The organism is Terriglobus roseus, assembly GCF_900105625.1.
GTDB lineage: Bacteria > Acidobacteriota > Terriglobia > Terriglobales > Acidobacteriaceae > Terriglobus > Terriglobus roseus_B.
On record NZ_FNSD01000001.1, the window covers coordinates 4,454,282 to 4,477,893 of the forward strand.

The window sequence follows — 23,612 nt, forward strand, 5'->3', positions numbered from 1 at the left end:
GCCAAACGGGTATACTTCGCCATAAGTCATACGTAGGGAGACACGGCAGATGAGCGCACTCGCGGGCAGCAATGGTAACGGACACAATGGCAACGGAAAGCAGTATGACGTGCCCACGCCGCGCGCGGAGTGGATTGTCAAGCGCCGCGAAGAGGCTGCACGCACCGGCGATACGAACATGAGCCAGATGCACTTTGCACGCAAGGGTCTCATTACGGAAGAGATGGCCTACGTTGCGCACAAGGAAAAGCTCGCACCGGAGTTCATCCGCAGCGAGATCGCCAAGGGAACCATGATCATCCCGGCGAACATCATGCACCCTGAGCTTGAGCCCATGGCAATCGGCGTCGGCTCGCTCTGCAAGATCAACGCAAACATCGGCAACAGCGCGCTCGTCTCCAACGTGGACGAGGAACTCCGCAAACTGCACACCGCAGTCCACTTCGGCGCAGACACCGTCATGGACCTGTCCACCGGTGGCGACATCCCGATGATTCGCGAGGCCATCATCCGGCACTCGCCCGTCCCCATCGGCACCGTGCCGCTGTACGAGGCACTGAGCCGTGTCAAGCGTGTTGAGGATCTGAACATCGATCTTTACCTCGAGGTTATCGAGGAGCAGGCGCAGCAGGGCGTCGACTACTTCACCATCCACGCGGGCGTGCTGATTCAGTACGTGCCCATGGTCTCGAAGCGCATCACCGGCATCGTCTCGCGCGGTGGCGCCATCCTGGCGCAGTGGATGACGGCGAACCACAAACAGAACTTCCTGTACGAGAATTTCGACCGCATCACCAAGATCATGGCGAAGTACGACGTGAGCTATTCGCTGGGTGACGGTCTGCGTCCGGGTTGCGTTGCGGACGCTTCGGACGAGGCACAGTTTGCCGAGCTGAAGACGCTGGGTGAGTTGACCCGCCAGGCCTGGAAAGACGATGTCCAGGTGATGATCGAAGGCCCCGGTCATGTGCCGATGGACAAGATCAAGGAGCAGGTCGACAAGGAAGTCGAGCTCTGCGATGGCGCTCCTTTCTACGTGCTTGGACCGTTGGTCACCGACATCGCTCCTGGTTACGACCACATCACCTCGGCCATTGGCGCGGCCATGATCGGCTGGCATGGCGCGGCGATGCTCTGCTACGTCACCCCGAAGGAGCACCTCGGTCTGCCGAACGAGAAGGACGTGAAGGACGGCATCATCGCGTACAAGATCGCCGCGCACGCAGCGGACATTGCGCGTCACCGTCCCGGCGCACGTGATCGTGATGACGCGATCTCGCACGCGCGTTACACGTTCGATTGGGATGCGCAGTTTGACCTGTCCCTGGATCCTGAGACGGCCCGCGGCATGCACGATGAGACGCTGCCAGACGACTACTACAAGGAAGCGGCCTTCTGCAGCATGTGCGGACCGAAGTTCTGCTCGATGAACTGGTCGAGCAAGGTCGACAAGTACAACGAGGAAGTGCACGGTCTGAAGAAGCCGGAGCTGACACAGATCGTGACGGAGCAGCTGGCGCTGCGCGGGTAGACCGACGTTGATCCAAGGAAGATGGGCCGCACATTCCTGTGCGGCCCTTTTTATTTCTCCAGAGTCGAGTCTGGAGTGTCGCGAAGTGCGACCACCGCCGGACTAATCACCATGGCAAGAAAGCAGACTGCAATCAACAGATCGTGCATAGTGCGGCCTCACGCGGGGGAATCGACTTCCCCGCAGATGAGGATGCACTGCCATCGAACCATTGTCAGCCGGAATCTGCATGGATGTACCTGTGTGGTCACGCCTGCAGTGCGACGGGCTCCGTGCAGAACTTGCAGCGGGTCGCAGCAACGGGGATGTCGCTGAGGCACTGTGGGCAGGTCTTGGTGGAGGGCGGTGGCGGAGGCGCAGCCGGTTCGAACTTCGCCATCAGGTACTTCATGGGAACGACGATCATGAAGTAGATTGCGGCTGCGTTCAACAGGAAGCTGATGAGTGCGTTCAGGAACTTGCCGATGTGGATCTCACCCGGCGGCACATAGTTTGCCGGCAGCGGGTTTGGCGGCACGACGGTGCGCAGCGTCGGCATGTGGAAGACCATGCTTGAGAAGTCCGGTGCGCCGACGAGCGCTGAGATCATGGGGGTGATGACGTCTGCCGTCAACGATGCGGTGATTGCTCCGAAGGCCGCACCGATGATGACAGCGACCGCCAGATCGACTACGTTCCCGCGCAGGATGAAGTCGCGAAAGCCTTTCAGCATATGGTCTCCCTTTCTGTTCGAATCAGCTTACACGTCCTGCTGCTCGGCTCACAGCCATAAAGGGTAGATGAGAAAGAAAGCGATCATGCAGACGGCCATCAGGTCCATGTAGGCGCAAAGCACCACGCCTCCGTGGTACCAGCTCCAGCGCGTGCGCATGCAGCGGCACGTGTCTGCAGTGCCAGCAAAGGACAGCAGCAGCGGCAGAACAATCCAGTACGACAGGCGATTGTGAGGGAAGTTCGACAGCCAGAAGGCAGAGAGCAGAGCAATAAGAACCAGCAGATTGGCGCGCACGAGCGAGCGTTTGCGCCAATCTGCAAAGTCCTGCAGCCACGAATTAGACGGTGGCCGCATTCACCTCGGCCTGCATGGCAAGCATGGTGTCGCCATACGGGGGATAGAGCACGCCGCGCTCGGTAATGATGCCGGTGACATACTTCGCGGGGGTTACGTCAAATGCCGGGTTCTCGATGCCCACATTGTCAGGCGTCATCTGCTTGCCGTTGGAGTGGGTGACCTCGTAGGCGCTGCGCTGCTCAATGGGGATGTCATCGCCGTGCTTCGTTGCCATATCCACCGTGGCCCAGGGCGCTGCAACGTAGAAGGGAATGCCGTGTTCCTTTGCGAGGACTGCGACGGTGTAGGTGCCGATCTTGTTGGCGACGTCTCCGTTGGCTGCGATGCGGTCTGCGCCGACGATGACGGCCTGGATGCGGCCCTGGCGCATGAGCGCGCCGCTCATGTTGTCACACAGGACGGACGTTGGAATGTTGTCCTTCATCAGCTCCCACGCGGTCAGGCGAGCTCCCTGCAGGAAGGGGCGCGTCTCGTCCGCGAGGACGTCGATCTCATGCCCACGCTCGACAGCTGCGCGGATGACACCAAGCGCCGAGCCGTAGCCACAGGTGGCAAGCGCGCCCGCGTTGCAGTGCGTCAGGACAGTGCCTTTCTTCGGCAGCAGGTCCGCGCCGAACTGGCCCATCGTCTTGCATGCCGCAATGTCTTCGTCGTACATGCGATTCGCTTCGGCCACGACTTCGTCGGTAATGGCCTTGATCTTGTCCGCATCACTGCGATCCGCGGGCTGCGACGCTGCCAGCTTGCGAACGAGCGTACGAATGCGCTCGATGCCCCAGAACAGGTTGACCGCGGTAGGACGCGTCGCGGCGAGCACGGCTGCCGCCTCGTCAACATCCTTCAGCAAGCCGTCAACGGTGGTCGCGGGCGATTTCTGTACGGCAAGCGCCATACCCATCCCGGCGGAGACGCCGATTGCCGGCGCACCGCGGACGATCATGTCGCGGATGACGGTGGCAACGTCCTGGTAGGTGGTTGCGAGAACGTAGGTCTCTTCCAGCGGCAGCTTCGTCTGATCGAGGAAGTTGACGCCCTTATCGGTCCATTCGAGGGTAGGAATCATCGTCTATCAGTTTACTGCTCTGGGCGCTTGGGCGCTGAAAGCCAGTGACGCGCTTCATAGGATGGACAAACAGAGCTGACCCCTCTGTCCCCGTCATCTCGGTAGTCCGCCCGCCTTGCCGTAGCGCAGCGGAGCGAAGGATCGGGTTCTCCCACCATACGTCCGAAGTCGACGTCTGCACCTTCGAATCACGAATGAATGCCGTACTTCACGCCCAGGAACGCCTTTAGGGGTCGCGGCAAAGTTTTCGCGATCTCCTGCCATGTCAGAAAGATCATGCGGCTTCGCAGTGCTGATGCGTTGATGCAGGCGACGACGGCAAACCACTCCTCGCGCAGGTCTGGCCGGCGGCCGTCGCAGATCACGGCGAAGCGGGCGTCGTGATGCGCCGCAGCGAGTACCCCGCGCAGCAGTTGGTAGCCACGAAACTGGCCGCGTGCGCGTGGCAGGCGCTCGGTGTCGAAGAAGAGCTCAAAGTCTTCATAGCGCGCCATCAGGTCGGCTCGAGCAGTCTGGAAGTTGCTCTCACTCAACTTGGCTTCCACCAGCAGGTCACCCAGGCGCATGTCGACCTCGGTACGGTCTTCCAGTTCGTTCGCGATGGGTGTGCGAACGCGGACGCCGAACTCTGGTTTTGCTTCGGGCTCAGCGTGTAGGAGTGCCTGCAGGGCTTTGCACTGCAGCGTCTTCGGATGGCAGAAGATGTTCATCAGCAGCGCATCGCTGCTGTTGCTGCAATCGAGTTCAGCGCGCTCGCGCTCATTGCCACGCACGATGCGGCTGGAGGCCGTGTAGGTCTTCGCTAGCCGTTGTGACCATGTTGCGTTGGCTCGGATGCGCTTGTACGAAGCCGGGAAGAAGTTGCCGTGATTTCCGGTCTCGTCTTCGCGGTAGAGGACGCTGGCTACGGAGCTGTAGGTCGTCTCATGCGCGTGCTGAGAGGCAAGTGCAAGATTGCGCGCGCTCAGTTCGCGACGTAATTGCGATGCGGTTCGTGGTGCGGCTTCGGGGAGTTCGGCGCGGCCCGGCATATTTTGATTCTAGGCGATGAGAAGGCGAATATATCCACGCCGGTTCGCGCTCGTATTCCCGCCTTCATTCGGGCCTAAGGCAAGCCCGTTGCTTCGTTAAGGTAGGCCTCCCGAATTCGGGCTACCATCGAGGGATGCGCTTTCTGAATAAAGAAAACCTCGCCGCGGGCGAGGACTGGTACGGCAACAATGCTGCGGTAACTTGCTACAACTGCGGCAAGGTCTTTCTCACTTCACAGATCCTGCACCGTAAGGGCCGGGCTTGCCCTCAATGCGGTGCCTGCAAAGTGATGTTTACGAAGCAGGGTGTTGAGGTTTCTGAAGCCGGGGATGCCGCCTAGCCTGGTCAGTCTCAGGCGGCGTTTGGAAGGCTACAGCTTTAGCTGTGCCGGAAGCGTCGAAAAGAGAACGGGGCTTCAGCCCCTGAGGTTCGCTTTCGTCAGCGCAGCCCATCGAGAAAAAAGCTAAACCTCAGCGGCTAAAGCCGTATTCGACAGAAGTGGATATTGGCACAGCTGAGCTATGCCCTTCCGAGTGAATGCAGCCATGCCTTCTGAATGATCGTGCTGCGGGCTCAACGAATGACGTTGAGCCTTTCCGAATCTCGCCCCATAAGCCCGACTCGATTCCAGTATTCGTACCATCCGCGAATCAGACCTAAGTAGTTCGCAGTCTGCGCACGGCCCACTCGTGCGCGATAAAGCTGGGCATGAATGGGGCACCCGCTCTCGTGATTTATGCCTGCTTGAGTTTTTCCGCACGGACGTCGCTTGCGGTGAAGACGCTGACGAACTGTGCGGAGCCGATGACGGCTTCGATGTTGGCTCGGCCACCCTGTTCACGGTCTACAAGGCAGAGCACCGCGGCGACCTTCATGCCTGCGGCCTGAACGGCTTCGATGGCGGTGATGGTGCTGCCGCCGGTTGTGCAAACGTCGTCCACCACGACAACCTCGGCGCCTTCGCGGACATAGCCTTCGATCTGGCGGCCGGTACCGTGCTGCTTCATGGCCTTGCGGACGAGGAAGCCGTGGACCGGCTTCGCTTCCGGGTTCGCGAGTGCATACCAGGCTGTAGCTGATGCGGTGTTGCTGACGAGGGGATCGGCGCCCATGGTCAGGCCTCCTACAGCGACCGCGTTGGGTGCGTGCTGACGGATCATTTCGGCAAAGACCAGGCCGCTCAGGCGGCCGCCCTCTGCATCGAGCGTGGTGGTTCGGCAGTCGATGTAGTAGTCCGACTTCGCTCCCGATGCGAGCGTAAAGTCGCCGAGGCGGAAGCTCAGCTTTGCAATGAGGGAGAGCAGCGCGGCACGATCGGCGACGAGGGCGGTAGTCAGGTCCATATCTCTATAAGAGCAGCGACTTCGCGAGTCAGCAAGTTGGCGTTGACAAGGATTTTGCCGAGGCGTCTGATGCCTGCGTGAGGTGATGGTATGGATGCTGTCTCTTTCTTCCGGGCGCAGTTGGAGCGGGAGCAGGCACTGAATCGGAAGGTGCTGCAACAGGTGCCTGAGGGGAAGAACTCCTGGAAGCCGCATGAGAAGTCCATGGAGTTTGGCTACCTGGCAGCGCTGGTGGCGCAGATGCCCGGGTGGATCGCGATGATGATCGCAACGGACGGTCTCGATCTGGACGACAAAACATCGGGTGACAAGTTTCAGGCACGCGCTTCCGAGTCGAATGAGGCTTTGTGGGAGCTGGCCGAAGAGAACTACCTGAAGGCCAAGTCCGCGCTGGAAGGGACTACCGAAGAGCACCTCGAGGGATCGTGGGCATTCCGTATGCGCGGTGTCGCTCTGAACAGCGGTCCGCGCCTGGAGCAGATCGCCGACACCTTCACGCACATGGCGCACCATCGCGGCCAATTGACGGTCTACCTACGACTGCTGGGCGCGAAGGTGCCCGCGACGTATGGGCCCAGCGCCGACGAGAAGGTCGCGTAACGCGCCTTAGTGGCTGCCGAGCTTGTCCAGGTGGCGGAAGCCATCCGTAAGAAAGAACATCACCACGAACAGGAAGCCGTTATAGGCCGCGTGTACGGTGGCGCTGGCAGCGACGGACCCGAAGCGCAGGCGCACGACCGTAAGGACACCGCCGACGACCCACAGCACGCCCACGGCATTCCATGCCCAGCCGAGCTGTGCTGCGTGCATGGCTGCGAACATGCCGCTGGTCAGGATGCCGGAGAAGATGAGGCCACGCCGCGACAGGTCGCCGGTGGTAGCCCAGCGTTCGCGGTCCGCTTCGGTCCAGCGCGAGGCGATCCAATCATGGAAGATGGCGAAACCGCGAAGGAGGAAGCCGCGGAAGAAAATCTCCTCACACACCGGCGCGACGAGCGTTCCGAAGATCGCAATGATCCACACATCTGACGGATGCTTGAAGAACTCGTCGACCGGCATCTCCTTTGGCAGTGTCAAGAAGCTTTCGAGCGCCTGTGCCACGATGCTGAGAACCACGCCCGTCAGCAGCAGTTTGGCGGCATTCGTTTTTGCGGCAATCGAGTTCCAACTTAGAACCTCTCCGAACGGCCGCTTCCACATGCGCGGGAAGAGCGCATAGGCGGTCAGCAGTGTCAGACCGAAGGTAATCGCCTCAAGAAAGATGCTGGCCTTCGGTCGCGAGGTGAAGGCCTTCGCAGCATCATGCGCAGAGGCGTGTCGCAAACCCTCTGCAATGTCGTAAGCGACGGCAAAGCCGATGGAAACCAGCGCAAGAAATACCAGAATCATGACGAGCAGCATCGCGGCGTAGCCGAGGTTTGGCTGGCGCTCCACTGGCTCGTCAAGCGGCATCGCCGGCTGCGGCGTCCACAGGCGGAACTCGCGGGGCGGTGGCGGAATGTGGTCGGCCGGGTCGAAGCCGTTGCGATCGTTCGTCACGCGATCTTTGTCCTCGCGGCTTTCTTTGCCTTGCTCTTCACTGCTGCGGCTTTTGCTGCGGCCTTGCGCTTGGCGGCGCGTTCTTCCACGGATGGAGCGAACTTGGTCGGGTTCGCGACTTCGGTCTTCACATTCACGGGCGCGACGTATGCAGGTGCCGGTCCACGCTTGGTGTACGGACGCTCCTCATACAGCTTGGCGAGGAAGAAGCCGGTGTGCGACGCCTTGATCTTCGCGATCTGCTCCGGCGTGCCGGCGCCGACAACCGTACCCCCGCCGTTGCCTCCCTCGGGACCCATGTCAATCAGCCAATCCGCGTTACGGATGACGTCGAGATTGTGCTCGATGATGAGCACACTATTTCCCAGGCCAACCAGCTTCTGCAGTACTTCCAGCAGCTTGCGCACATCGTCGAAGTGCAGGCCCGTAGTCGGCTCGTCCAGCAGATAGAGCGTGCGCCCGGTCTGGCGCTTGCTGAGTTCCTTCGCCAGCTTCATGCGCTGCGCTTCGCCACCGCTGAGCGTCGTTGCAGACTGCCCCAGGTGGATGTAGCCAAGGCCGACATCGACCAGCGTTTGCAGCTTCTGCTTGATGTTGGGCAGGTCGCCAAGCGCGACAAGCGCGTCGGCAATGGGCAGCTCCAGGATGTCTGCGATCGAAAGGCCATTAAGCTTTACGGCCAGCGTCTCCTGGTTGTAGCGGCGGCCATTGCAGACCTCGCACAACACGTAGACGTCCGGCAGGAAGTTCATCTCAATGCGGCGCTGACCGTCGCCCTGGCAGGCCTCGCAGCGGCCACCCTGCACATTGAAGCTGAAGCGGCCGGACTTGTAGCCGCGCTCACGCGACTCCGGCAGCATGGCGAAGTATTCGCGGATCTGCGTGAAGACGCCGGTGTAGGTCGCCGGATTGGAGCGGGGTGTGCGGCCGATGGGCGACTGGTCGATCTGCACCGCCTTGTCGAGCTGGTCGATGCCGGTGACGCGCTTGTGTGCGCCGGGCTCGTCTTTGCTGCGATAGAGGAACTTTGCCAGCGAGCGGTACAGGATGTCATTGACCAGCGTGCTCTTGCCGCTGCCGCTGACGCCAGTGATGACGACGAGCGCCCCGAGGGGGAAGTGCGCGGTCACGTTCTTCAGGTTGTGCTCGGTTGCGCCTTCGACCACAATCTCTCTGCCGCTCAGCGCGCGTGGCGCGTCGTTGCTGCGAATGTCGATCTTGCCGGAAATGTACTGCCCCGTCACAGACTTCGGATTTGCCGCCATCTCCGCGGGCGTGCCCGACTCGATCAGGTAGCCGCCATTCTTGCCGGCGCCGGGACCCAGGTCGAGGATGTAGTCGGCCTTGCGAATGGTGTCTTCGTCATGCTCGACGACCAGGACGGTGTTGCCCAGGTCGCGCAGGTTCTCCATGGCGGAAATCAGCTTCATGTTGTCGCGCTGATGCAGTCCGATGGAAGGCTCATCCAGCACGTACAGCACGCCGCGCAAGCGTGACCCGATCTGCGTTGCTAAGCGGATGCGCTGGCCTTCACCGCCGCTGAGCGTTGCCGCGCTGCGGTTGAGCGAGAGATAGGACAAGCCAACGGCATTCAGGAACTCGAGCCGTTCGATCACTTCCTTTTGCAGGCGATCTGCGATGAGCTTCTCGCGGCCGGTGAAGTGGAAGGTCTGCGCTGACTGCATGGCCTCGTCCAAGGGCATGGAGGTGAAGTCGCTGATGGACTTGCCATCGACTTTTACGGCCAGGGATTCCGGTCGTAGACGCTTGCCGTTGCACGCGGGACACAACGTCGCGGACATGTACTGCATGTAGTACTCGCGGAAGCTGTCGGACTTCGACTCTTCCATGGTGTCGCGCAGGTAGCCGAAGATGCCATGGAAGCCCGTGCGTGCAGCCTCGCCGCGCGCCGGTCCGTAGAGCAATACCCTCTGCTCCGCCTCGGACAGATCTTCAAACGCGACCTTCAGGTTGATCTTGTTCTTGTCGGCGAAGAGTTTGATCAGGCGCAGCAGATACGCCGAACCGGCACCGGGTCCCATGGCGCCGTCGAGCAGCGGTTTGGACCAGTCCGTGATGGTCTTGCCGGGATCGAAATCGTAGGTGCTGCCCAGGCCGTTGCACTCGGTGCAGGCGCCGTAGGTGCTGTTGAATGAGAACGAACGAGGCTCCAGCTTGGGCACGTTGATACCGCAATCCGGGCAGGCCATGGACGTGGAGTAGAGGGTCTCGTCCATGCCGTGAATCGCGATGACGACGAGTCCGTTCGCCATCTGCAAAGCCTTCTGTACAGAGGCTTCCAGCCTGCGGGTGTCAGGCCTGCCCTCGGCATCGAGCTTCAGGATGACACGATCTACGACCGCTTCAATCGTGTGGTTCTTGCGCTTTTCCAGGCGCATGCCTTCGGTGATCTCGATCATCTCGCCGTCGACGCGGGCGCGGAAGCCCTGCTGGTCGAGCGATTCGAGTTCTTCGCGGAACTCGCCCTTGCGGCCGCGGACGAGCGGTGCGAGCACCGTGATGCGTTCGCCGGGCTTCAGCGCGACGACACGTTCGACGATCTGGTCGGCGGTCTGGCGGCTGATCTCATGCCCGCACTGCGGGCAATGCGGCTTGCCCACGCTGGCCCACAGCAGGCGCAGATAGTCGTAGATCTCCGTGATGGTACCCACGGTGGAACGAGGCGAGCGCGAAGTCGTCTTCTGCTCGATGGAGATGGCAGGGGAGAGGCCGTCGATCGCGTCCACGTCCGGCCGTTCCATCTGGTCGAGGAACTGCCGCGCGTAGGCGGAAAGTGTCTCCACGTACCGGCGCTGGCCCTCGGCGTAAATGGTATCGAAGGCCAGCGAACTCTTGCCCGATCCGGAGAGGCCAGTGACCACCGTCAGCGAGTTTCGCGGGATGGTGACATCGATGTTCTTCAGGTTATGATGGCGCGCGCCGCGGACGGTGATGTGAGTAATGCTCATAGGGCTTGTTCGTGACCGATATGGGGCGAGTTGCGCCGCATCCCCTAGGTTACGGCATCCGCGCGGGCAGCGCTTCCGGCATACTGGAAGAAGCCATACTCGCATCGCTCCCACGCAACTACGTCGTTTGGTCGTGCAGGTACCCGTATGGGTACTGCCGCGTGTGCGGCAGGCGAGGCAAACTGTGTAAGGCCTCCTCATCGATTGTGGAGAGGCGATTGCCCACCCCAGGGCAGGAGAGATTTTTGTGACGACCGTAGTCTTGATTTGCGCCGTTCTTGCCAGCCTTGCTGGTGGAGTCCTGTTGGCGTACGCGATCTGCTATTCGATGTTCAACATCTTCCGGATCCATTCGATCCAGGTGGCACAGCAACGCGCCGCACAGCGCCAGGCGCAGGCCATGACCGCGGCAGACGCCGCAATCTAGACCTCCTCACCCGAAACCGTTATCAGCCCCACCGCCGCAGGAACTGCGCTGTGTGGGGCGTTTCTGTTTGTGGCTTACTGCGTCGGCGCGGCCTGCTGGCGTTTCCGCAGTTCTTCGAAGATCTGCTCGGGTGTGCGGGCACCGTTGGGTGATTGCTGCTGATCCGTACCCGCAGCCGGCGTGCTGGTGCTGTCACTGGTCGTCCCGGTCGCTGGTGTGCTGTTATCGGAGGAGGCGCTCCCTGCGGGCATGGGCGGCGGATACCCGGGACCGCCGCTTCCGTCACCGTCGGACGGCGGTCCTCCCGGACCCGAGGGCGTGGCGCCGCGAGGTCCTTGCGGACCAAAGCTGCGTGAGGTCGGGAGACTGGCCGGCATGACCGGGTTGGATCTGCGGCGAAAGCGGTCATCGTCGTTGGTCACCTGGCGGACCTGTGGAGGCGACGCAGAGCCGGTACGAGCGGTCAACACAAGTTCTTTGGGCGACGTTTCACTGCCATTGATGAGCATCATGTTGATCGAAAGCCCGTCGAACAGCTGCCCCATGACTGTCTGCACGGAACCAGGGCCGTAGTTGCCAAAGACACGCTCGTCCGGCACGCCGCCAGTGATCTTCATCCCGGTCTCCCGGGCAATCTGCTGAAGGATCTCAGGCAGAGCGTCGCCTGCTGCATCGACCGTGAGACTGGAGCCATTCCAGGAGATGTGGCTCTCGCCGCGTGGCGAACTTCCCGTGGCCGCGGGATGCGCTGACGGCAAGTCAGACACAGATTGCGTTGGAGCCGTGGCCGGGATGGCCGCCGAGGGCTTTGCCTGCGCTGTGAGTGGGGACGCGCCGACAAGCGAGGCTGCGATCGCAGCAAGACGGAAAGACTGGCCGATAAGTTTGTCGCGCTGCGTCATGGGCTGCATCCTTTCAGGTGAGACGGCTCTGCGGGGCGATATGCTCACATGCACTTGGGTAATGGCGTCTGTACTAGACTAGCAACCGCGGTGGCATCTGCCGCAACTGGAGTTTTGTCGATGTCGCTCATGCGAGGGAACAGGATGCAGGGAACTGGGAAGCGGACCTGGTTGTGCGCTGCGGCTTTGGCTTGCCTGTCCGTTCTGGCCTTGCCCGCCTTCTCCGAGACCTGCATCACGCAGTCGGCGATGACGCCGGCCGATCGTACCGCGCTGGAAGACGCCGGTCAGCGCTTTGCAGCTTTGACCGCGGCGAACAATGCGGACGCCGTGCGTGCGCAGACGATGCCCCAGTTCGCGCAGGACTTTGGCGGCATCGCCGAAGCGATCCGTACAGCAGCGCCGAAGCTCCAGGGCGCCAGCTTTGTGCGGGATACCCTTTGGATTCTCGACGCGTCCACCTCAAAACCGGGTGCTGACGGCAGTGCGCAGGACGCACAGTTCTTCTGCAATCTGAACGGCGGATCGCTCCAGACCAGTTTCCTGATCCCGGCATTGCCGGCCGGCCGCTACGCGTTGGTGGTCCTGAACACGGCGGGTACAACTGAGCCCTATCAGATCGCCATGTTGCTGCGTCAGAGCACGCCTGGCACCTGGCAGATGGGCGGCCTGTTCCCGCGCGCGACCACTGCCGGGGGACACGACGGTGTGTGGTTCTGGAAGGCGGCGCGTGATTACGCGGCCAAGAAGCAGTCCTGGAATGCCTTCGTCTACTACAACGAGGCCGAGCAGTTGTTAAAGCCGGTCAGCTTCCTCAGCAGCTCGCACCTGGAAGCGCTGCAGGCTGAGCGGTCGAAGTCGGCTCCGCCCGCACTGTCGACCGGCATCAGCGCAAGCCAGCCGCTGGTCATCGCGGCCAAGGGAGGAGCGGAGTTCCGTGTGACCTCGCTTGAGGCCCTGAATGCTCCTGCACAGACGGGCCTCGATCTGCTGGCGCACATCCACACGGAAGACGCGGTGTCCGACCCTGTGGCATTGCGCGCGCGGAATGCCGCCGCGGCCAAAGCGATCGTCGCTGCCTATCCGGAGCTCCGATCGGCGTTCCATGGCGTGTGGATTGTTGCCGATCTTCCAAATGGGACCACATTTGTGAGTGAAGAGCCGATGAGCGCGCTGTAGCGACGTTTGAGAGCTAGCCCCGGGGCTGGACTCCCGTTACACTCATACGCGATGCTTCCACCGCTTAAATCGCTGCCGGACGCGATCCGCGAACGCCGCAGCACACCCTCGTTCGATGGGCGCGAAGTCCCCGCAGAGGATATTCGAAAGATCCTCGAGGCAGGACTTTCCGCACCCTCCGGCTACAACGTGCAGCCATGGCGCTTCGTGGTGGTGCAGTCGCCCGAGGTGAAGAAGAAGCTACGTGCAGCATGCTTCAACCAGGCAAAGGTTGAAGAAGCTCCCGTGGTGATTGCCTGCTGTGGTGATGTGGACAGCTGGCGTCGCGACGCCGACGACATCGTCCGCATGGGCCTTGAGGGCGGCATGAGCGAAGGCTACGCCGCACAGTTGAAGAGCTACGTTGAAAGCTATCTGCTGAGCCTGAACACTGACCAGATGCATGGCTGGCTTAACAAGCAGGTGACCTATGCTGCTGCCTACATGCAGTTGACTGCCGAGGTCATGGGCTATGACACCGCAGCCATGGAAGGTTTCGAAGAGGACCACGTAAAGGAAGCGCTGCGTCTGCCACTGAGCTACTGGGTCGTCTCCCTGCTTGCCATCGGCCATCTGAAGGGGCCGGACAAGTATTTCGGCGGGCGATTCGACATCAATCACACCTGCTTTGCCGATGAGTTTGGGAAGCCGCTGAAGTGAGTGGAAGTTCCACACGCCGATGGCCGGTCTGGGTCGCGGTCGGGGCCAGCATTGTCGTCGTGCTGGCGCTGCTGATCTGGTTGAATCCCTTCCTGCTGATCGACACGAGCGTCGATGTCTACCTGCGCACGCACGGCGTCAGCCATCACCACGTGGATGTCGACGGATACCAGATCCACTACCTCGAAGCGAAGGCCCCGGCGGGTTCGCCGGATAAGCCCCTAGTGCTTGTCCATGGACTCGGCGCGCGCGCTACAGACTGGGCGCCGCTGATCCCGGCGCTTGCTGCCCACGGCTACCACGTCTATGCGCTGGACCTGCTGGGCTATGGCAGCTCGCCGAAGCCTCGCGACGGCGACGCCTCGCTGGCCGTGGAAGAGCACATCACCTCAGGGTTCCTCCAGGCACTGCGTCTGGACAAACCGGATGTCGCCGGATGGTCCATGGGGGGCTGGGTCGCAATGAAGCTTGCACTGGACTATCCCGAACGTGTGCGGCGGCTGCTGCTCTATGACAGTGCGGGGCTGTATTTCATCATCGACTTTCCGCACACGCTCTTCACGCCGACGGATCGCGCAGGCTTCGATGCGCTGATGCAGCGCATCGAGCCGGATCACCCTCGCATGAAGATGCCTGGGTTCGTGATACCCGGCATGCTGCGGCGCTTTGAGAAGAACCGCGCCATCGTCGACAGCTCATTCCACAGCATGCTGACAGGCCGCGAGATCCTCGATTTCCGGGTGCACGCCTTGCAGATGCCGGTGCTGATCGTGTGGGGGACTGAGGACAAGCTGACGCCGCTGGCAACTGGTCTGCGCCTGCATGAACTGGTGCCGCAGTCTGTGTTCGTGGGATTGCGCGGCTGCGGACATCTCGCTGCCGCCGAATGTTCCAAACAGGTGCTGCCAGAAACTCTGAAGTTCCTCGACGCGGAGCCACCGCTCCCCGCATCGATCAACTACCTGGACGCGCCGAAGTAGCGGTGCACCACGTCTCTCTGCTGAGACAAGGCACACAGAGTGCCGTGACGTCCTATTCGCCGGACTTCCACTGGTAGGCTTCAGCCTGCTGCAGCCCAACGTGTGCCAGCACACGGCATGCGAACTGACGTGCGATCTCCTCCAGCCCCGGTGGCCGGAAATACATCGCGGGGATCACCGGAAAGATGGTTGCGCCGGCGTCGGCTGCCAAGGACATGTTGCGCAGGTGAATGCGGTTGAACGGCGTCTCACGTACACAAAGGATCAGCGGCCGACGCTCCTTAAGCGTCACGTCGGCGGCGCGGTCAATCAGTCGCGATGCCAGACCGTTGCTGATGGAAGCCAGAGTCCCCATCGAGCAGGGAAGAACGATCATGCCGTCCGATGGATGGCTGCCGCTGGCGACCGCGGCACCAATGTCATCGTTGCGAACCGTCTTGATCTTGGAGGAGGCCGGACCACCACCAACAGCCTGCAAAAGCGCGTCCACCAAACCACTGCGTCCAGTGGGCGCCAGCTCCTCTCCGACGACGCGCAAGGCGTGATCGGAGGCAATGAAATGAATCGTCTCAACGCGAACGTCCGCGTCCAGCAATTTGAGCAGGGCAGCGGTGAAAAGAGCGCCGCTGGCGCCCGTCATGGCAACGGTAAGAATGCGGCCTTGCGTGGACTGATTCATAGTGGTCGTCCCTGATTACGCGGTTGGCTCGTCAGACTTCTCCAATACCGGCTTCTTGGCAGGGCGGAGGAGCGGGAAGAGGATGACGTCGCGAATGGACCGCGAGCCGGTGAGCAGCATGGTCAGGCGATCGATGCCGATGCCTTCGCCACCGGTGGGTGGCAGGCCATAGGCCAGCGCACGGACGTAGTCCGCGTCCATGGCGTGAGCTTCGTCGTCGCCGCGCTCCTTCTCGTGGAGCTGGTCTTCAAAGCGCCGGCGCTGATCTTCCGGGTCGTTGAGCTCGCTGAACGCATTGCCGATCTCGAAGCCGCCGATGTAGAACTCGAAACGCTCGACCCAGTCGGGTTCGTCCGGTTTTACCTTGCTGAGTGGTGAGACGGCTAGCGGGAAGTCGTAGATGATGTGCGGCTGGATGAGATGTTCTTCGGCAAGGACCTCAAACAAATCCGAAATCGACTTTCCAAGTGGAGCGCCACCCATATGAGCATCGTGTATCTGTTTGAGAGCTCTGGCACGTAGGTATTCACCGCGCTTTTCCGCGGTCATGAGCTGCATCTGATCGCCGCTCTTGATCCAACTCCCTGATGTTTCGCTCGAAGCTTCGACCCAATCGCTCGACGCGTCACCGCCGGCAGACTGCGCTGCGCGCACTATCGCTTGACCGAACAAACTCCGTTCATTGAAGTCGTCTTTGGATAGAGCTGCTCCGTATTCTTTCGGCCACCACTTGATAATCGCTTCCTTCATCGAAAGCTTCGTCCACTTTCCAAGATCAATCTCCACCATCTCGCCGGCGCGAGGCCCCTTGGGCAGCGGGAAGTTGATCAGCGTTGTCCCATTCACTTCGTTGGCGACGAAGGTGACGATCTCTTCCGTCATGGTCATCAGGTCGTTATAGTTCGCGTAGGCCTGGTAGAACTCCAGCATCGTGAACTCAGGATTGTGCTGGGTGCTGATGCCTTCATTGCGGAAGTTGCGATTGATCTCGTAGACACGGTCCAGGCCGCCGACGACCAGGCGCTTCAGGTAGAGCTCCGGCGCAATGCGCAGGTAGAGCTCCATGTCCATGGTGTTGTGGTGCGTGACGAACGGCCGCGCCGCCGCACCGCCGGCGACGGGCTGCATCATGGGCGTCTCAACTTCGATGTACCCGCGGCTATCAAAGTACGTGCGCAGCGCCTTCAGCACCTGCGCGCGCTTCACGAAGACATCGCGTGCGGGCAGGCGCTTCAGCGGAGCCGTTGCGGCTGCAATCGCCTCCGGGTTGACGCTGTCGGCTGCTGCTTCCTCGGTCGACGGCTCAGCGGCATCTTCGCCGGTGTCCATGAACAGGTCGACATAGCGCTGGCGGTAGCGCAGCTCAATGTCGGTGAGGCCGTGGAACTTGTCGGGCAGCGCGAGCATGCTTTTCGACAGGAAGACCAGCTCCGTGACGTGTACGGTGAGCTCGCCGGTGCGCGTGCGGAAGAGGTGGCCCTGCACGCCGATGTGGTCGCCCAGGTCGAGCAGCTTGTAGAGCTCAAAGGCACGCTCGCCCACATCGTCCTTGCGGACGTAAATCTGCAGGCGGACGCCGTTATTCTGCAGCACGGCAAAGCCTGCTTTGCCCTGGCGGCGGTGCGCCATGACACGGCCCGCGATGGCTACGGGAGGCTTGTCTGCCTCAAGCTGCTCGCCGGTGACGTCGGCGTAGGCGTCGACGATCTGTGGGGCGGTGTGTGTAAACGAAAAGCTGTTGGGGTAGGTGGCCTCCAGCGGCAAAAGACCTGCCTGAGCGCCGAGCTCCTGAATTTTCGTGAGCTTTTCCTGGCGCAGCTTGTACTGCTCTTCTTCAAAATCGGATGCGAACATGTCCTTCGAAGTATAGAAGGCTGCGGCGCGCGGCAGGGCGCGCGTGATGTAATGGCTTCTGCGATGAGCGACAAAGGCAACACACCGGGCAAACCGAAGGGCACACTGGGCGATCTGGTCAAGGCCGAGAGCATGATCCAGCTTGCGATCGCGCTGCCCATGGGCTGCGTTGTGGGTTGGTTTCTCGGCAGCCTGCTCGACAAGCACTTCGGCACGCACTACTGGATGGTCGTCGGCATCCTGATCGGCGCGGCAGGCGGATTCATCAAGATCTACCAGACCGCTTCGAAGTTCATGAAGGACCCCGAATAGTGGCGGAGAGCCTGGCAAATTTCACCGACGCGGATGCGCGCGAGGTCATCACGCGCGCCGTCAAAATCGTCGTGATCCTGGGCGTCATCGGCGCGCTGATCACCCTGGCAAAGGCTGGCTGGAAGTCCGCGCTGCTGCTGCTCATCGGTGCAGCCATTTCAGCGACCGGCTTATGGGAGTGGCGGCGGCTGATGGCTGCCCTCACCGCACGCATGGAGCCGCTGGAAGGCGAGCATATCGTGGGCGCGCGCAGGCCTTCGATTGGGTTCGCTCTCGCGGGGTTCTTTCTCCGTTTGTTCGCAGTCGTGGCCGTGCTTTATGTTAGCCTTAGGTATCTGAACGGCTCTGCGCTCGCGCTTGCGGCGGGTCTTGCGATGGGCGTGTTTGCGCTCACAATCGAAGGCCTGCGGTTGCTGCGGAGCGGCACCATTTAGCCGCCACTCAGAGCTGATTTTGAAACCCCTTCCGATTCACGCCCCTGCGGCTTGAACGACAAGAAAGAACCATGCCGGAACAGCTAGTTTTCACACGATTTCTGAATGCGCACTTTGCCGGTCCGGTAGATGCGTTGTTGCGTGCCGTGCACGTGCATCCCATGTACCCCGAGGCACCGATCTCCAACGCCGTTGCGATGGAATTGATCGTCGTTGTGCTGCTGCTTCTGTACTTCGTCGCGGTTCGCGCATCGCTCAGTGTTGATCGTCCGAATGGCGTGGCGCACTCCGCGGAGATGATGCACGAGTTCGTCAGCGGCCAGGCGGAGAGCATCGTCGGCCACGGCTACGAGAAGTTTGTCGGCTACCTGTCGGCACTCGCACTGTTCATCCTGGTGATGAACCTGCTTGGCCTGATTCCCGGACTCATGTCGCCGACCTCAAACCAGGTCGTGCCGCTTGGTCTGGCACTGGTTACATTTGTGTACTACCACTACCACGGCATCCGCTCGAACGGCGCTGGCTACATTAAGCAGTTCCTGGGACCCGTATGGTGGCTGGCGCCGCTGATGTTCATCATTGAAGTGGTCTCGCACTTCGCACGTGTCCTGTCGCTCACCGTCCGTCTGTACGCGAACATGTTCGCGGGTGACCTTGTGACGCTGGCATTCTTCTCGCTGATTCCGGTCGGCGTACCGCTGATCTTCCTGGGGCTGCACCTTGGCGTGTCGGTCATCCAGACGTACGTGTTTATGCTGCTGGCGACGATCTATCTGAGCCTGGCTGTCTCGCACGAGCATTGATCCGCTAACGCGGATCAGTCCGGGCTGAAGCCCTGACCTGCCGTGTAGTGGATGCATAAGTTTGACGTACGTGGCGCAGCCTCTTCCACGTATGGAGTTCGACCCGGATGAGCGTGAGGGGGTCAGCACGGTGAACCTCAACCACCCACTGGTCCGGCATTCCGGAGGCATTTGGAGCACGACATGAAGTTCATGAAGTACGTATTTATGATGATGGCGACCCTGCTGATCGCAGCGCCAGTATTCGCGCAGGATGCAGCTGCGAACTCGTCCAAGGGCATGCTGTACATCGGCGCCGGTCTGGGCATGGCACTCGCTGCCGGCCTCTGCGGCCTGGCACAGGGTAAGGCAACGGCTTCGGCCGCTGAGGCTCTCGCACGCAATCCCGGTGCACGCCCCGGTATCTTCACCTTCCTCATCCTCGGCCTGGCCTTCATCGAGTCGCTGGCACTGTTCACGTTCGTCATCATCTTCATCAAGCTCCAGTAGTACCCTCCGCTGCTAGCGCAGCAATAGAAAGGCCCTCGCTTCGGCGAGGGCCTTTTTCATTGGTCTGAAGCCGGTTATCGAACCTTATCCGCGTGGTGGTGCGCACGGTAGACGTAGTGGCCGATGAGCCAGCCTGCGGCTGAGCCGATGAGGACGTCGGAAGGGAAGTGTTGCTGGCCGAGCACGCGGGTCATGGAGACGGCGCTGGCGGCGGTGTAGACGCCGAGCTGAGCCCACGGGTTGTGATACTCGCCTGCAATGACGGCAGCAGAAGACCACGCGACCATGCTGTGGCCGGAGATGAACGATGAATCTGCACCGGACGACCCAATGTAAAAGTTGCCGCGGGCGTTGTCGGTGAGTGGCCGTTCGCGGAAGGACGAGAGCTTCACGATCTCGTCGGCGACGTACGCTTCGATCCAGGCCTGCGATGCAAGGATGCCGGTCTCTCGGGCCTTCTCGTTATGGACTGCGGTTCCCCAGAGAAACATTGCTGCTGGTGCTGCGATGAAGCCATCGCGGCCCGCGTCGGAGACGTTGATGGCCGTCTGGTTGAAGCTCGTGTCGTGGCTGACGACGTCGCGCATCGTGTGCGTGTCGGTCGCAAAGGCAGCGGCGGTGGCGCCGGCAAGTGGCAGCAGGTAGGCAAGATCTCTCGTGCGGATATAGATCGGTGAGACGACGATGTGCGCTGCGTCGGCCAGCATGTGGCGCGGCGTGTTGCGGAGGGTCACTGGCGAGTGTGGCTGGTCTTGCAGTGGCGTGTCATCCTTCGCGGATGTGGAGACGCTTGAAGGCGCGCCACCCTGTTGATGCTCGGCTGCGCGGGCTGCCGAAGGCGCGTCCGGCAGTTCGTCCATCGCTATGAGGGAAGATGATACTGCTTGCTGCGCCCGCGTCGAGTGCGCGCTGATGGCCAAGGCAGCGCAGACAAGCGCAATGCGGCCTGGCAAACAGCAGCTTCGACGTGGGGTACTAGGGGAGGGCACAACCGATGTCATTCGGATAGGTTCTCTGACGGCGCTTAAGTCACCCTGAAGAATCGCCGGAGGGAAAGGAAACGGGATGCGCCGAAGCGCATCCCGTTTTGTATGGCGAATGATCCGCGCGGTCTAGTGCAGTGCTGCCGGATCGCCCACAGTGTTGCCCGTTGCAACGCCCGCAGGGGCGGTAGCGATGGCGGCGACCTGTGCCATGGTGAGTACTCTTCCCGGTGCGATGCCGAGTAGAAGGGTCGCAGCCACGGCTGCTGCCAGAGCAAGGTACGACGGGACACGCGTGATGGTCGGGGTGGTGAAGTAGCCGGTCGGACGCTGCAGCATGGCCGGATCGGTCTGGCTCGCGAGCGTGTAATCCGCGAACTCGGCAGTCGCGGGCGCTGTGTAGATGCGCACGATCAACCGCAGGTAGTAGAAGCATGCGACCCCGGAGTTGAGCAGGCCGATGACCGCGAGGTTCACGTGGCCGGTGTGCATGACCGCCGTGAAGACGTAGAACTTGCCGAAGAAGCCGCCGGTGAAAGGGATACCGATCATCGACATCAGGAAGAAGGTAAGGGCAGCGCCGAGCACAGGATGGCGCAACGCGAGGCCAGTGTAGTCTTCGCCGGTACGCAGGCGCTCCTGGTAGCCGGTGACCAGGGTGATGACGATGAAGGCGCCGACATTCATGGCCGCGTAGGCAGCGGAGTAAAAGGCTGCGGCAGCGATGCCGTCCGTGGGCAGGGCAGTGAAGGCTGCAATCAGGTAGCCAGCGTGAGCGATCGAGGAATAGGCCAGCATGCGCTTCACATCACGCTGCATCAGCGCGCCAAGATTGCCGATGCACATGCTTAGCACGGAGAGGATCGCCATCAGGATCTGCCAGCGTGGCTGCAGCATGGCATAGCCCGAGAAGAGGATGCGCAGCAGAACGGCAAAGGCAGCGGCCTTCGGTGCGGTCGACATCATGCCGACGACGGGCGGCGGTGCGCCTTGGTAGACGTCCGGTGTCCACACGTGAAAGGGAGCAGCAGAGACCTTGAAGCCGATCCCGATGATGATCATCGCGACGGCGAGGACCGCAAGCACCGGGGTCTGTGTCGTCGTCATGGCCTGCGCAATGACCGTGAGGTTCGTCGACCCGGTTGCGCCGAAGGTGAGCGCGATGCCGTAGAGGAAGAACGCCGTGGCGAACGAGCCGAGCAGGAAGTATTTGAGCGAGCTCTCGGTGCCGGTGGCTTGGCCCTTGCGGAAGCCTGCCATGATGTACGTCGAGATTGATGAGATCTCAAGGCCGATAAAGACCATCAGCAGCTCGGTCGAGCAGCACATCAGCATCATGCCGACGGCGCCGAAGCAGACCAGCGCGTAATACTCACCAGCGTGAGATTCCTTGCGGTCCAAAAAATCCAGCGAGGTGAGCAGCGTGGCCACGACGACCAGGCCGATGATGACCTGGAAGAAGACCGAGTAGCTGTCCACACGGATGGAGTCGTGGAACGCATTCATGATGCCCAGGTGAAGCTGCCAAAGGCTGATGACAGTTGCGACGACGCCGCCAAAGATTGCGAGCCAGCCCAGCGGTTTCCGCGAGCGTGATGGGGGCAAGACAGGCTCCAGAAGCATGATGATCACACCAATGATGGTGAGCACATACTCCGGCAGCAGCGCGAGAACGTTGTTTCCAAGGGATTCGAACATTTAGCGGGCGCCTCCTGCTACGGATGCTTCGGGGCGTGTCCCGACTGATGCGGTGAGAGCGGTTGGTACAAGCTTCTGAATGCTCAATCTGTTTCCAAGCGGAAGAAGGGCGTCCATGATCGTCGGCGATGCAACGCCCATGTATAGGAACAGCACAACCATAGGCCAGAGTGCCAGGTGCTCACGTGCCGTAATATCCCAGCCACGCTTCTCTGCAGTCACTGCGCCAAGGTTCGCGTAGAAGACGCGCTGAATCATGGTGAGCAGATACGCTGCGGAGAAGATGACGCCGGTGGTGGCGATGGTGGCCCACAGCCAGGGATGTGCGGAAAGCTGCGTGGATGCAGCGCCGGAGAGGATGAGGAACTCACCGACGAAGCTGTTCAGCATCGGCAGGCCAACGTTGGACAAGGCAGTGATGACGAAGAGCGTCACCATCCACGGCAGGCGTCCGGCGATGCCGCCGAGTTCGCGCATGTCGTAAGTGCCGTAACGCTCGTACAGGAAGCCCATCAGCAGGAAGAGCGCGCCGCCTGAGATGCCGTGGTTCAGGATCTGGTACATGCCGCCGTCGAGGCCGTTGATGGTGAAGCTGAAGATGCCAAGCGTGATAAACGACAGGTGACCCAGCGTGGAAAAGGCCGCAAGGCGCTTCAGATCGTTCTGCACCAGCGCGATGCATGCGCCGTAGACGATTCCAATGGCACCGAGCGCGATCATCAGGGGAGCGATACGGTGCGCCTGCTCTGGGAAGATACCGAAGGAGTAGCGCAGGATACTGTACAGACCGATCTTGCCGGCCACCACCATCACGGCGGCCGTCGGTGCTTCGCTGATGGCGTCCGAGAGCCAGCCATGCAGTGGGAAGACAGGTACCTTGACTGCGAAGGCGAGCAGGAAGGCAAGCGATGCGAGCCACAGCGCAGTCGAGGAGCCAGGGATCGCGTGTGCCGAGGCAAGTGCGATGAGGCGCGGCATCTCGAACGTGCCCGTCTTCGCATAGATCCAGATCACACCGACCAGCAGGATGGCCGACGGGATGAAGTTATACAGGAAGTACTTCATCGCGGCCTTCTGGCGGTTGTTGGTGCGGCCGAAGACAGCGATCAGCACCGTCATGGGAACCAGCGCCATCTCGAAGAATGCGTAGAAGAGGAACAGATCCAGCGAAGCAAAAACGCCGAGCATGGCGACCTGCTGCAGCAGGAAAAGCACATAAAACAGCTTACGGCGCGATGCGATTGCGTTCCACGATGCCAGGACACCGAGAGGAGCCAGAAGGCCTGACAGCACCAGCAGCCACATCGACAGGCCGTCCACGCCGAGGTGGTAGCGGATCAGCGGCGACGGGATCCAGAACTTGTTCTGCTCGAACGCGAAGCTTGTGACGTACTTATACGTGCTGCCGAGGATCGGGTCGCCGACAAGGTGCGTATGCGCCTCTGCAAAGTGGGCAGGGAGGTGCAGCGTCATGGCGAAGGTGATCAACGTGACCACCAGGGCGCCCCACTGTTGCAGACGGCCGCGGTCCGGCAGCACGGCAAGAATGCCTGCTCCCGCCAGTGGCGTGAGGATGATCAGCGAAAGGATGATGCCGTTCAGATTCATGGTGTCCTTTGCCGTC

Annotated in this window: 24 protein-coding genes; 11 read left to right on the top strand and 13 right to left on the bottom strand. The window is 61.3% G+C overall.

The window, feature by feature from the left end:
* The first annotated feature begins 49 nt into the window (after positions 1–49).
* Positions 50–1,531, top strand: a complete 1,482-nt coding sequence (thiC, locus tag BLW03_RS18485) for a phosphomethylpyrimidine synthase ThiC (protein WP_074655462.1) — start codon at positions 50–52, stop codon at positions 1,529–1,531.
* Between the two features lie 247 nt (positions 1,532–1,778).
* Here thiC and mscL read toward each other — a convergent pair whose 3' ends face one another.
* The 4 genes from mscL to BLW03_RS18505 all read right to left on the bottom strand — a co-directional run bounded on the left by mscL (position 1,779) and on the right by BLW03_RS18505 (position 4,697).
* The gene (gene mscL, locus BLW03_RS18490) at positions 1,779–2,243 is read right to left on the bottom strand and encodes a large conductance mechanosensitive channel protein MscL (RefSeq protein ID WP_074655463.1); all 465 of its coding nucleotides are present in this window, start codon (positions 2,241–2,243) and stop codon (positions 1,779–1,781) included.
* 48 nt (positions 2,244–2,291) lie between these two features.
* Positions 2,292–2,600: a permease gene (locus BLW03_RS18495; RefSeq protein ID WP_074655464.1), complete on the bottom strand. Its 309-nt coding sequence runs from the start codon at positions 2,598–2,600 to the stop codon at positions 2,292–2,294.
* Entirely contained in the window at positions 2,584–3,666 is a 1,083-nt protein-coding gene (gene mtnA / locus BLW03_RS18500) for an S-methyl-5-thioribose-1-phosphate isomerase (protein WP_074655465.1), read from the bottom strand. The genes BLW03_RS18495 and mtnA overlap by 17 nt, the downstream gene beginning before the upstream one ends.
* Positions 3,667–3,854: 188 nt before the next feature.
* Positions 3,855–4,697 carry a PGN_0703 family putative restriction endonuclease gene (locus BLW03_RS18505; RefSeq protein WP_074655466.1) on the bottom strand — a complete coding sequence of 281 codons (843 nt, stop codon included), beginning with the start codon at positions 4,695–4,697 and terminating at the stop codon, positions 3,855–3,857.
* A 134-nt stretch (positions 4,698–4,831) separates the two neighbouring features.
* On the opposite strand from BLW03_RS18505, the gene BLW03_RS18510 reads away from it, so the two are divergent.
* Positions 4,832–5,038: a hypothetical protein gene (locus BLW03_RS18510; protein ID WP_074655467.1), complete on the top strand. Its 207-nt coding sequence runs from the start codon at positions 4,832–4,834 to the stop codon at positions 5,036–5,038.
* Between the two features lie 394 nt (positions 5,039–5,432).
* Here the strand turns inward: BLW03_RS18510 and pyrE are convergent, their stop codons facing one another.
* Positions 5,433–6,041 (bottom strand): orotate phosphoribosyltransferase, encoded by a 609-nt coding sequence (gene pyrE / locus BLW03_RS18515; RefSeq protein WP_074655468.1) that lies wholly within the window; start codon positions 6,039–6,041, stop codon positions 5,433–5,435.
* 90 nt (positions 6,042–6,131) lie between these two features.
* On the opposite strand from pyrE, the gene BLW03_RS18520 reads away from it, so the two are divergent.
* Positions 6,132–6,641: a DinB family protein gene (locus tag BLW03_RS18520; RefSeq protein WP_074655469.1), complete on the top strand. Its 510-nt coding sequence runs from the start codon at positions 6,132–6,134 to the stop codon at positions 6,639–6,641.
* 6 nt (positions 6,642–6,647) lie between these two features.
* Here BLW03_RS18520 and BLW03_RS18525 read toward each other — a convergent pair whose 3' ends face one another.
* Positions 6,648–7,580, bottom strand: a complete 933-nt coding sequence (locus BLW03_RS18525) for a CPBP family intramembrane glutamic endopeptidase (RefSeq protein ID WP_074655470.1) — start codon at positions 7,578–7,580, stop codon at positions 6,648–6,650.
* Positions 7,577–10,549 carry an excinuclease ABC subunit UvrA gene (gene uvrA, locus BLW03_RS18530; RefSeq protein WP_074655471.1) on the bottom strand — a complete coding sequence of 991 codons (2,973 nt, stop codon included), beginning with the start codon at positions 10,547–10,549 and terminating at the stop codon, positions 7,577–7,579. Before uvrA ends, BLW03_RS18525 begins: the two co-directional genes overlap by 4 nt.
* Before the next feature lie 247 nt (positions 10,550–10,796).
* Here uvrA and BLW03_RS18535 point away from each other — a divergent pair, with 247 nt between their 5' ends.
* Positions 10,797–10,976, top strand: coding sequence for a hypothetical protein (locus BLW03_RS18535; RefSeq protein ID WP_074655472.1), 180 nt, complete (start codon positions 10,797–10,799; stop codon positions 10,974–10,976).
* A 74-nt stretch (positions 10,977–11,050) separates the two neighbouring features.
* Here the strand turns inward: BLW03_RS18535 and BLW03_RS18540 are convergent, their stop codons facing one another.
* Positions 11,051–11,878 carry a hypothetical protein gene (locus BLW03_RS18540; RefSeq protein WP_139285254.1) on the bottom strand — a complete coding sequence of 276 codons (828 nt, stop codon included), beginning with the start codon at positions 11,876–11,878 and terminating at the stop codon, positions 11,051–11,053.
* A 210-nt stretch (positions 11,879–12,088) separates the two neighbouring features.
* Here BLW03_RS18540 and BLW03_RS18545 point away from each other — a divergent pair, with 210 nt between their 5' ends.
* Genes BLW03_RS18545 through BLW03_RS18555 form a run of 3 tightly spaced genes read left to right on the top strand, consistent with a single transcriptional unit; the run spans position 12,089 to position 14,736 of the window.
* Positions 12,089–13,057 carry a hypothetical protein gene (locus BLW03_RS18545; protein ID WP_244502160.1) on the top strand — a complete coding sequence of 323 codons (969 nt, stop codon included), beginning with the start codon at positions 12,089–12,091 and terminating at the stop codon, positions 13,055–13,057.
* 51 nt (positions 13,058–13,108) lie between these two features.
* Positions 13,109–13,756 (top strand): nitroreductase family protein, encoded by a 648-nt coding sequence (locus BLW03_RS18550; RefSeq protein ID WP_074655475.1) that lies wholly within the window; start codon positions 13,109–13,111, stop codon positions 13,754–13,756.
* On the top strand, positions 13,753–14,736 hold the full coding sequence (locus tag BLW03_RS18555) for an alpha/beta fold hydrolase (protein WP_074655476.1): 984 nt from the start codon (positions 13,753–13,755) through the stop codon (positions 14,734–14,736). Before BLW03_RS18550 ends, BLW03_RS18555 begins: the two co-directional genes overlap by 4 nt.
* Before the next feature lie 52 nt (positions 14,737–14,788).
* On the opposite strand, the gene BLW03_RS18560 is transcribed toward BLW03_RS18555, so the two are convergent.
* Both BLW03_RS18560 and BLW03_RS18565 read right to left on the bottom strand, forming a co-directional pair.
* Complete coding sequence (locus BLW03_RS18560) at positions 14,789–15,415, bottom strand: UbiX family flavin prenyltransferase (protein ID WP_074655477.1); 627 nt, start codon at positions 15,413–15,415, stop codon at positions 14,789–14,791.
* A 15-nt stretch (positions 15,416–15,430) separates the two neighbouring features.
* Positions 15,431–17,269: a lysine--tRNA ligase gene (locus tag BLW03_RS18565; RefSeq protein ID WP_074655478.1), complete on the bottom strand. Its 1,839-nt coding sequence runs from the start codon at positions 17,267–17,269 to the stop codon at positions 15,431–15,433.
* A 63-nt stretch (positions 17,270–17,332) separates the two neighbouring features.
* On the opposite strand from BLW03_RS18565, the gene BLW03_RS18570 reads away from it, so the two are divergent.
* The 4 genes from BLW03_RS18570 to BLW03_RS18585 all read left to right on the top strand — a co-directional run bounded on the left by BLW03_RS18570 (position 17,333) and on the right by BLW03_RS18585 (position 19,307).
* Positions 17,333–17,581 carry an AtpZ/AtpI family protein gene (locus BLW03_RS18570; protein ID WP_074656148.1) on the top strand — a complete coding sequence of 83 codons (249 nt, stop codon included), beginning with the start codon at positions 17,333–17,335 and terminating at the stop codon, positions 17,579–17,581.
* The gene (locus tag BLW03_RS18575) at positions 17,581–18,015 is read left to right on the top strand and encodes a hypothetical protein (protein WP_074655479.1); all 435 of its coding nucleotides are present in this window, start codon (positions 17,581–17,583) and stop codon (positions 18,013–18,015) included. Before BLW03_RS18570 ends, BLW03_RS18575 begins: the two co-directional genes overlap by 1 nt.
* A 71-nt stretch (positions 18,016–18,086) precedes the next feature.
* Positions 18,087–18,818 carry a F0F1 ATP synthase subunit A gene (atpB, locus tag BLW03_RS18580; RefSeq protein ID WP_074655480.1) on the top strand — a complete coding sequence of 244 codons (732 nt, stop codon included), beginning with the start codon at positions 18,087–18,089 and terminating at the stop codon, positions 18,816–18,818.
* Between the two features lie 183 nt (positions 18,819–19,001).
* Entirely contained in the window at positions 19,002–19,307 is a 306-nt protein-coding gene (locus BLW03_RS18585; protein ID WP_074655481.1) for an ATP synthase F0 subunit C, read from the top strand.
* Between the two features lie 74 nt (positions 19,308–19,381).
* On the opposite strand, the gene BLW03_RS18590 is transcribed toward BLW03_RS18585, so the two are convergent.
* From BLW03_RS18590 to BLW03_RS18600, 3 genes are all read right to left on the bottom strand, one after another.
* On the bottom strand, positions 19,382–20,167 hold the full coding sequence (locus BLW03_RS18590) for a phosphatase PAP2 family protein (protein ID WP_074655482.1): 786 nt from the start codon (positions 20,165–20,167) through the stop codon (positions 19,382–19,384).
* A gap of 252 nt (positions 20,168–20,419) precedes the next feature.
* The gene (locus BLW03_RS18595) at positions 20,420–21,988 is read right to left on the bottom strand and encodes an NADH-quinone oxidoreductase subunit N (protein ID WP_074655483.1); all 1,569 of its coding nucleotides are present in this window, start codon (positions 21,986–21,988) and stop codon (positions 20,420–20,422) included.
* Positions 21,989–23,596 (bottom strand): complex I subunit 4 family protein, encoded by a 1,608-nt coding sequence (locus tag BLW03_RS18600; RefSeq protein ID WP_074655484.1) that lies wholly within the window; start codon positions 23,594–23,596, stop codon positions 21,989–21,991.
* Positions 23,597–23,612 lie beyond the last annotated feature (16 nt).

Bases quoted from the DNA above. Each gene is read 5' to 3' on its own strand.
- thiC (WP_074655462.1), top strand. From the start codon at position 50: ATGAGCGCACTCGCGGGCAGCAATGGTAACGGACACAATGGCAACGGA.
- mscL (WP_074655463.1), bottom strand. From the start codon at position 2,243: ATGCTGAAAGGCTTTCGCGACTTCATCCTGCGCGGGAACGTAGTCGAT.
- BLW03_RS18495 (WP_074655464.1), bottom strand. From the start codon at position 2,600: ATGCGGCCACCGTCTAATTCGTGGCTGCAGGACTTTGCAGATTGGCGC.
- mtnA (WP_074655465.1), bottom strand. From the start codon at position 3,666: ATGATTCCTACCCTCGAATGGACCGATAAGGGCGTCAACTTCCTCGAT.
- BLW03_RS18505 (WP_074655466.1), bottom strand. From the start codon at position 4,697: ATGCCGGGCCGCGCCGAACTCCCCGAAGCCGCACCACGAACCGCATCG.
- BLW03_RS18510 (WP_074655467.1), top strand. From the start codon at position 4,832: ATGCGCTTTCTGAATAAAGAAAACCTCGCCGCGGGCGAGGACTGGTAC.
- pyrE (WP_074655468.1), bottom strand. From the start codon at position 6,041: ATGGACCTGACTACCGCCCTCGTCGCCGATCGTGCCGCGCTGCTCTCC.
- BLW03_RS18520 (WP_074655469.1), top strand. From the start codon at position 6,132: ATGGATGCTGTCTCTTTCTTCCGGGCGCAGTTGGAGCGGGAGCAGGCA.
- uvrA (WP_074655471.1), bottom strand. From the start codon at position 10,549: ATGAGCATTACTCACATCACCGTCCGCGGCGCGCGCCATCATAACCTG.
- BLW03_RS18540 (WP_139285254.1), bottom strand. From the start codon at position 11,878: ATGACGCAGCGCGACAAACTTATCGGCCAGTCTTTCCGTCTTGCTGCG.
- BLW03_RS18550 (WP_074655475.1), top strand. From the start codon at position 13,109: ATGCTTCCACCGCTTAAATCGCTGCCGGACGCGATCCGCGAACGCCGC.
- BLW03_RS18560 (WP_074655477.1), bottom strand. From the start codon at position 15,415: ATGAATCAGTCCACGCAAGGCCGCATTCTTACCGTTGCCATGACGGGC.
- BLW03_RS18565 (WP_074655478.1), bottom strand. From the start codon at position 17,269: ATGTTCGCATCCGATTTTGAAGAAGAGCAGTACAAGCTGCGCCAGGAA.
- BLW03_RS18570 (WP_074656148.1), top strand. From the start codon at position 17,333: ATGAGCGACAAAGGCAACACACCGGGCAAACCGAAGGGCACACTGGGC.
- atpB (WP_074655480.1), top strand. From the start codon at position 18,087: ATGCCGGAACAGCTAGTTTTCACACGATTTCTGAATGCGCACTTTGCC.
- BLW03_RS18585 (WP_074655481.1), top strand. From the start codon at position 19,002: ATGAAGTTCATGAAGTACGTATTTATGATGATGGCGACCCTGCTGATC.
- BLW03_RS18590 (WP_074655482.1), bottom strand. From the start codon at position 20,167: ATGGACGAACTGCCGGACGCGCCTTCGGCAGCCCGCGCAGCCGAGCAT.
- BLW03_RS18595 (WP_074655483.1), bottom strand. From the start codon at position 21,988: ATGTTCGAATCCCTTGGAAACAACGTTCTCGCGCTGCTGCCGGAGTAT.
- BLW03_RS18600 (WP_074655484.1), bottom strand. From the start codon at position 23,596: ATGAATCTGAACGGCATCATCCTTTCGCTGATCATCCTCACGCCACTG.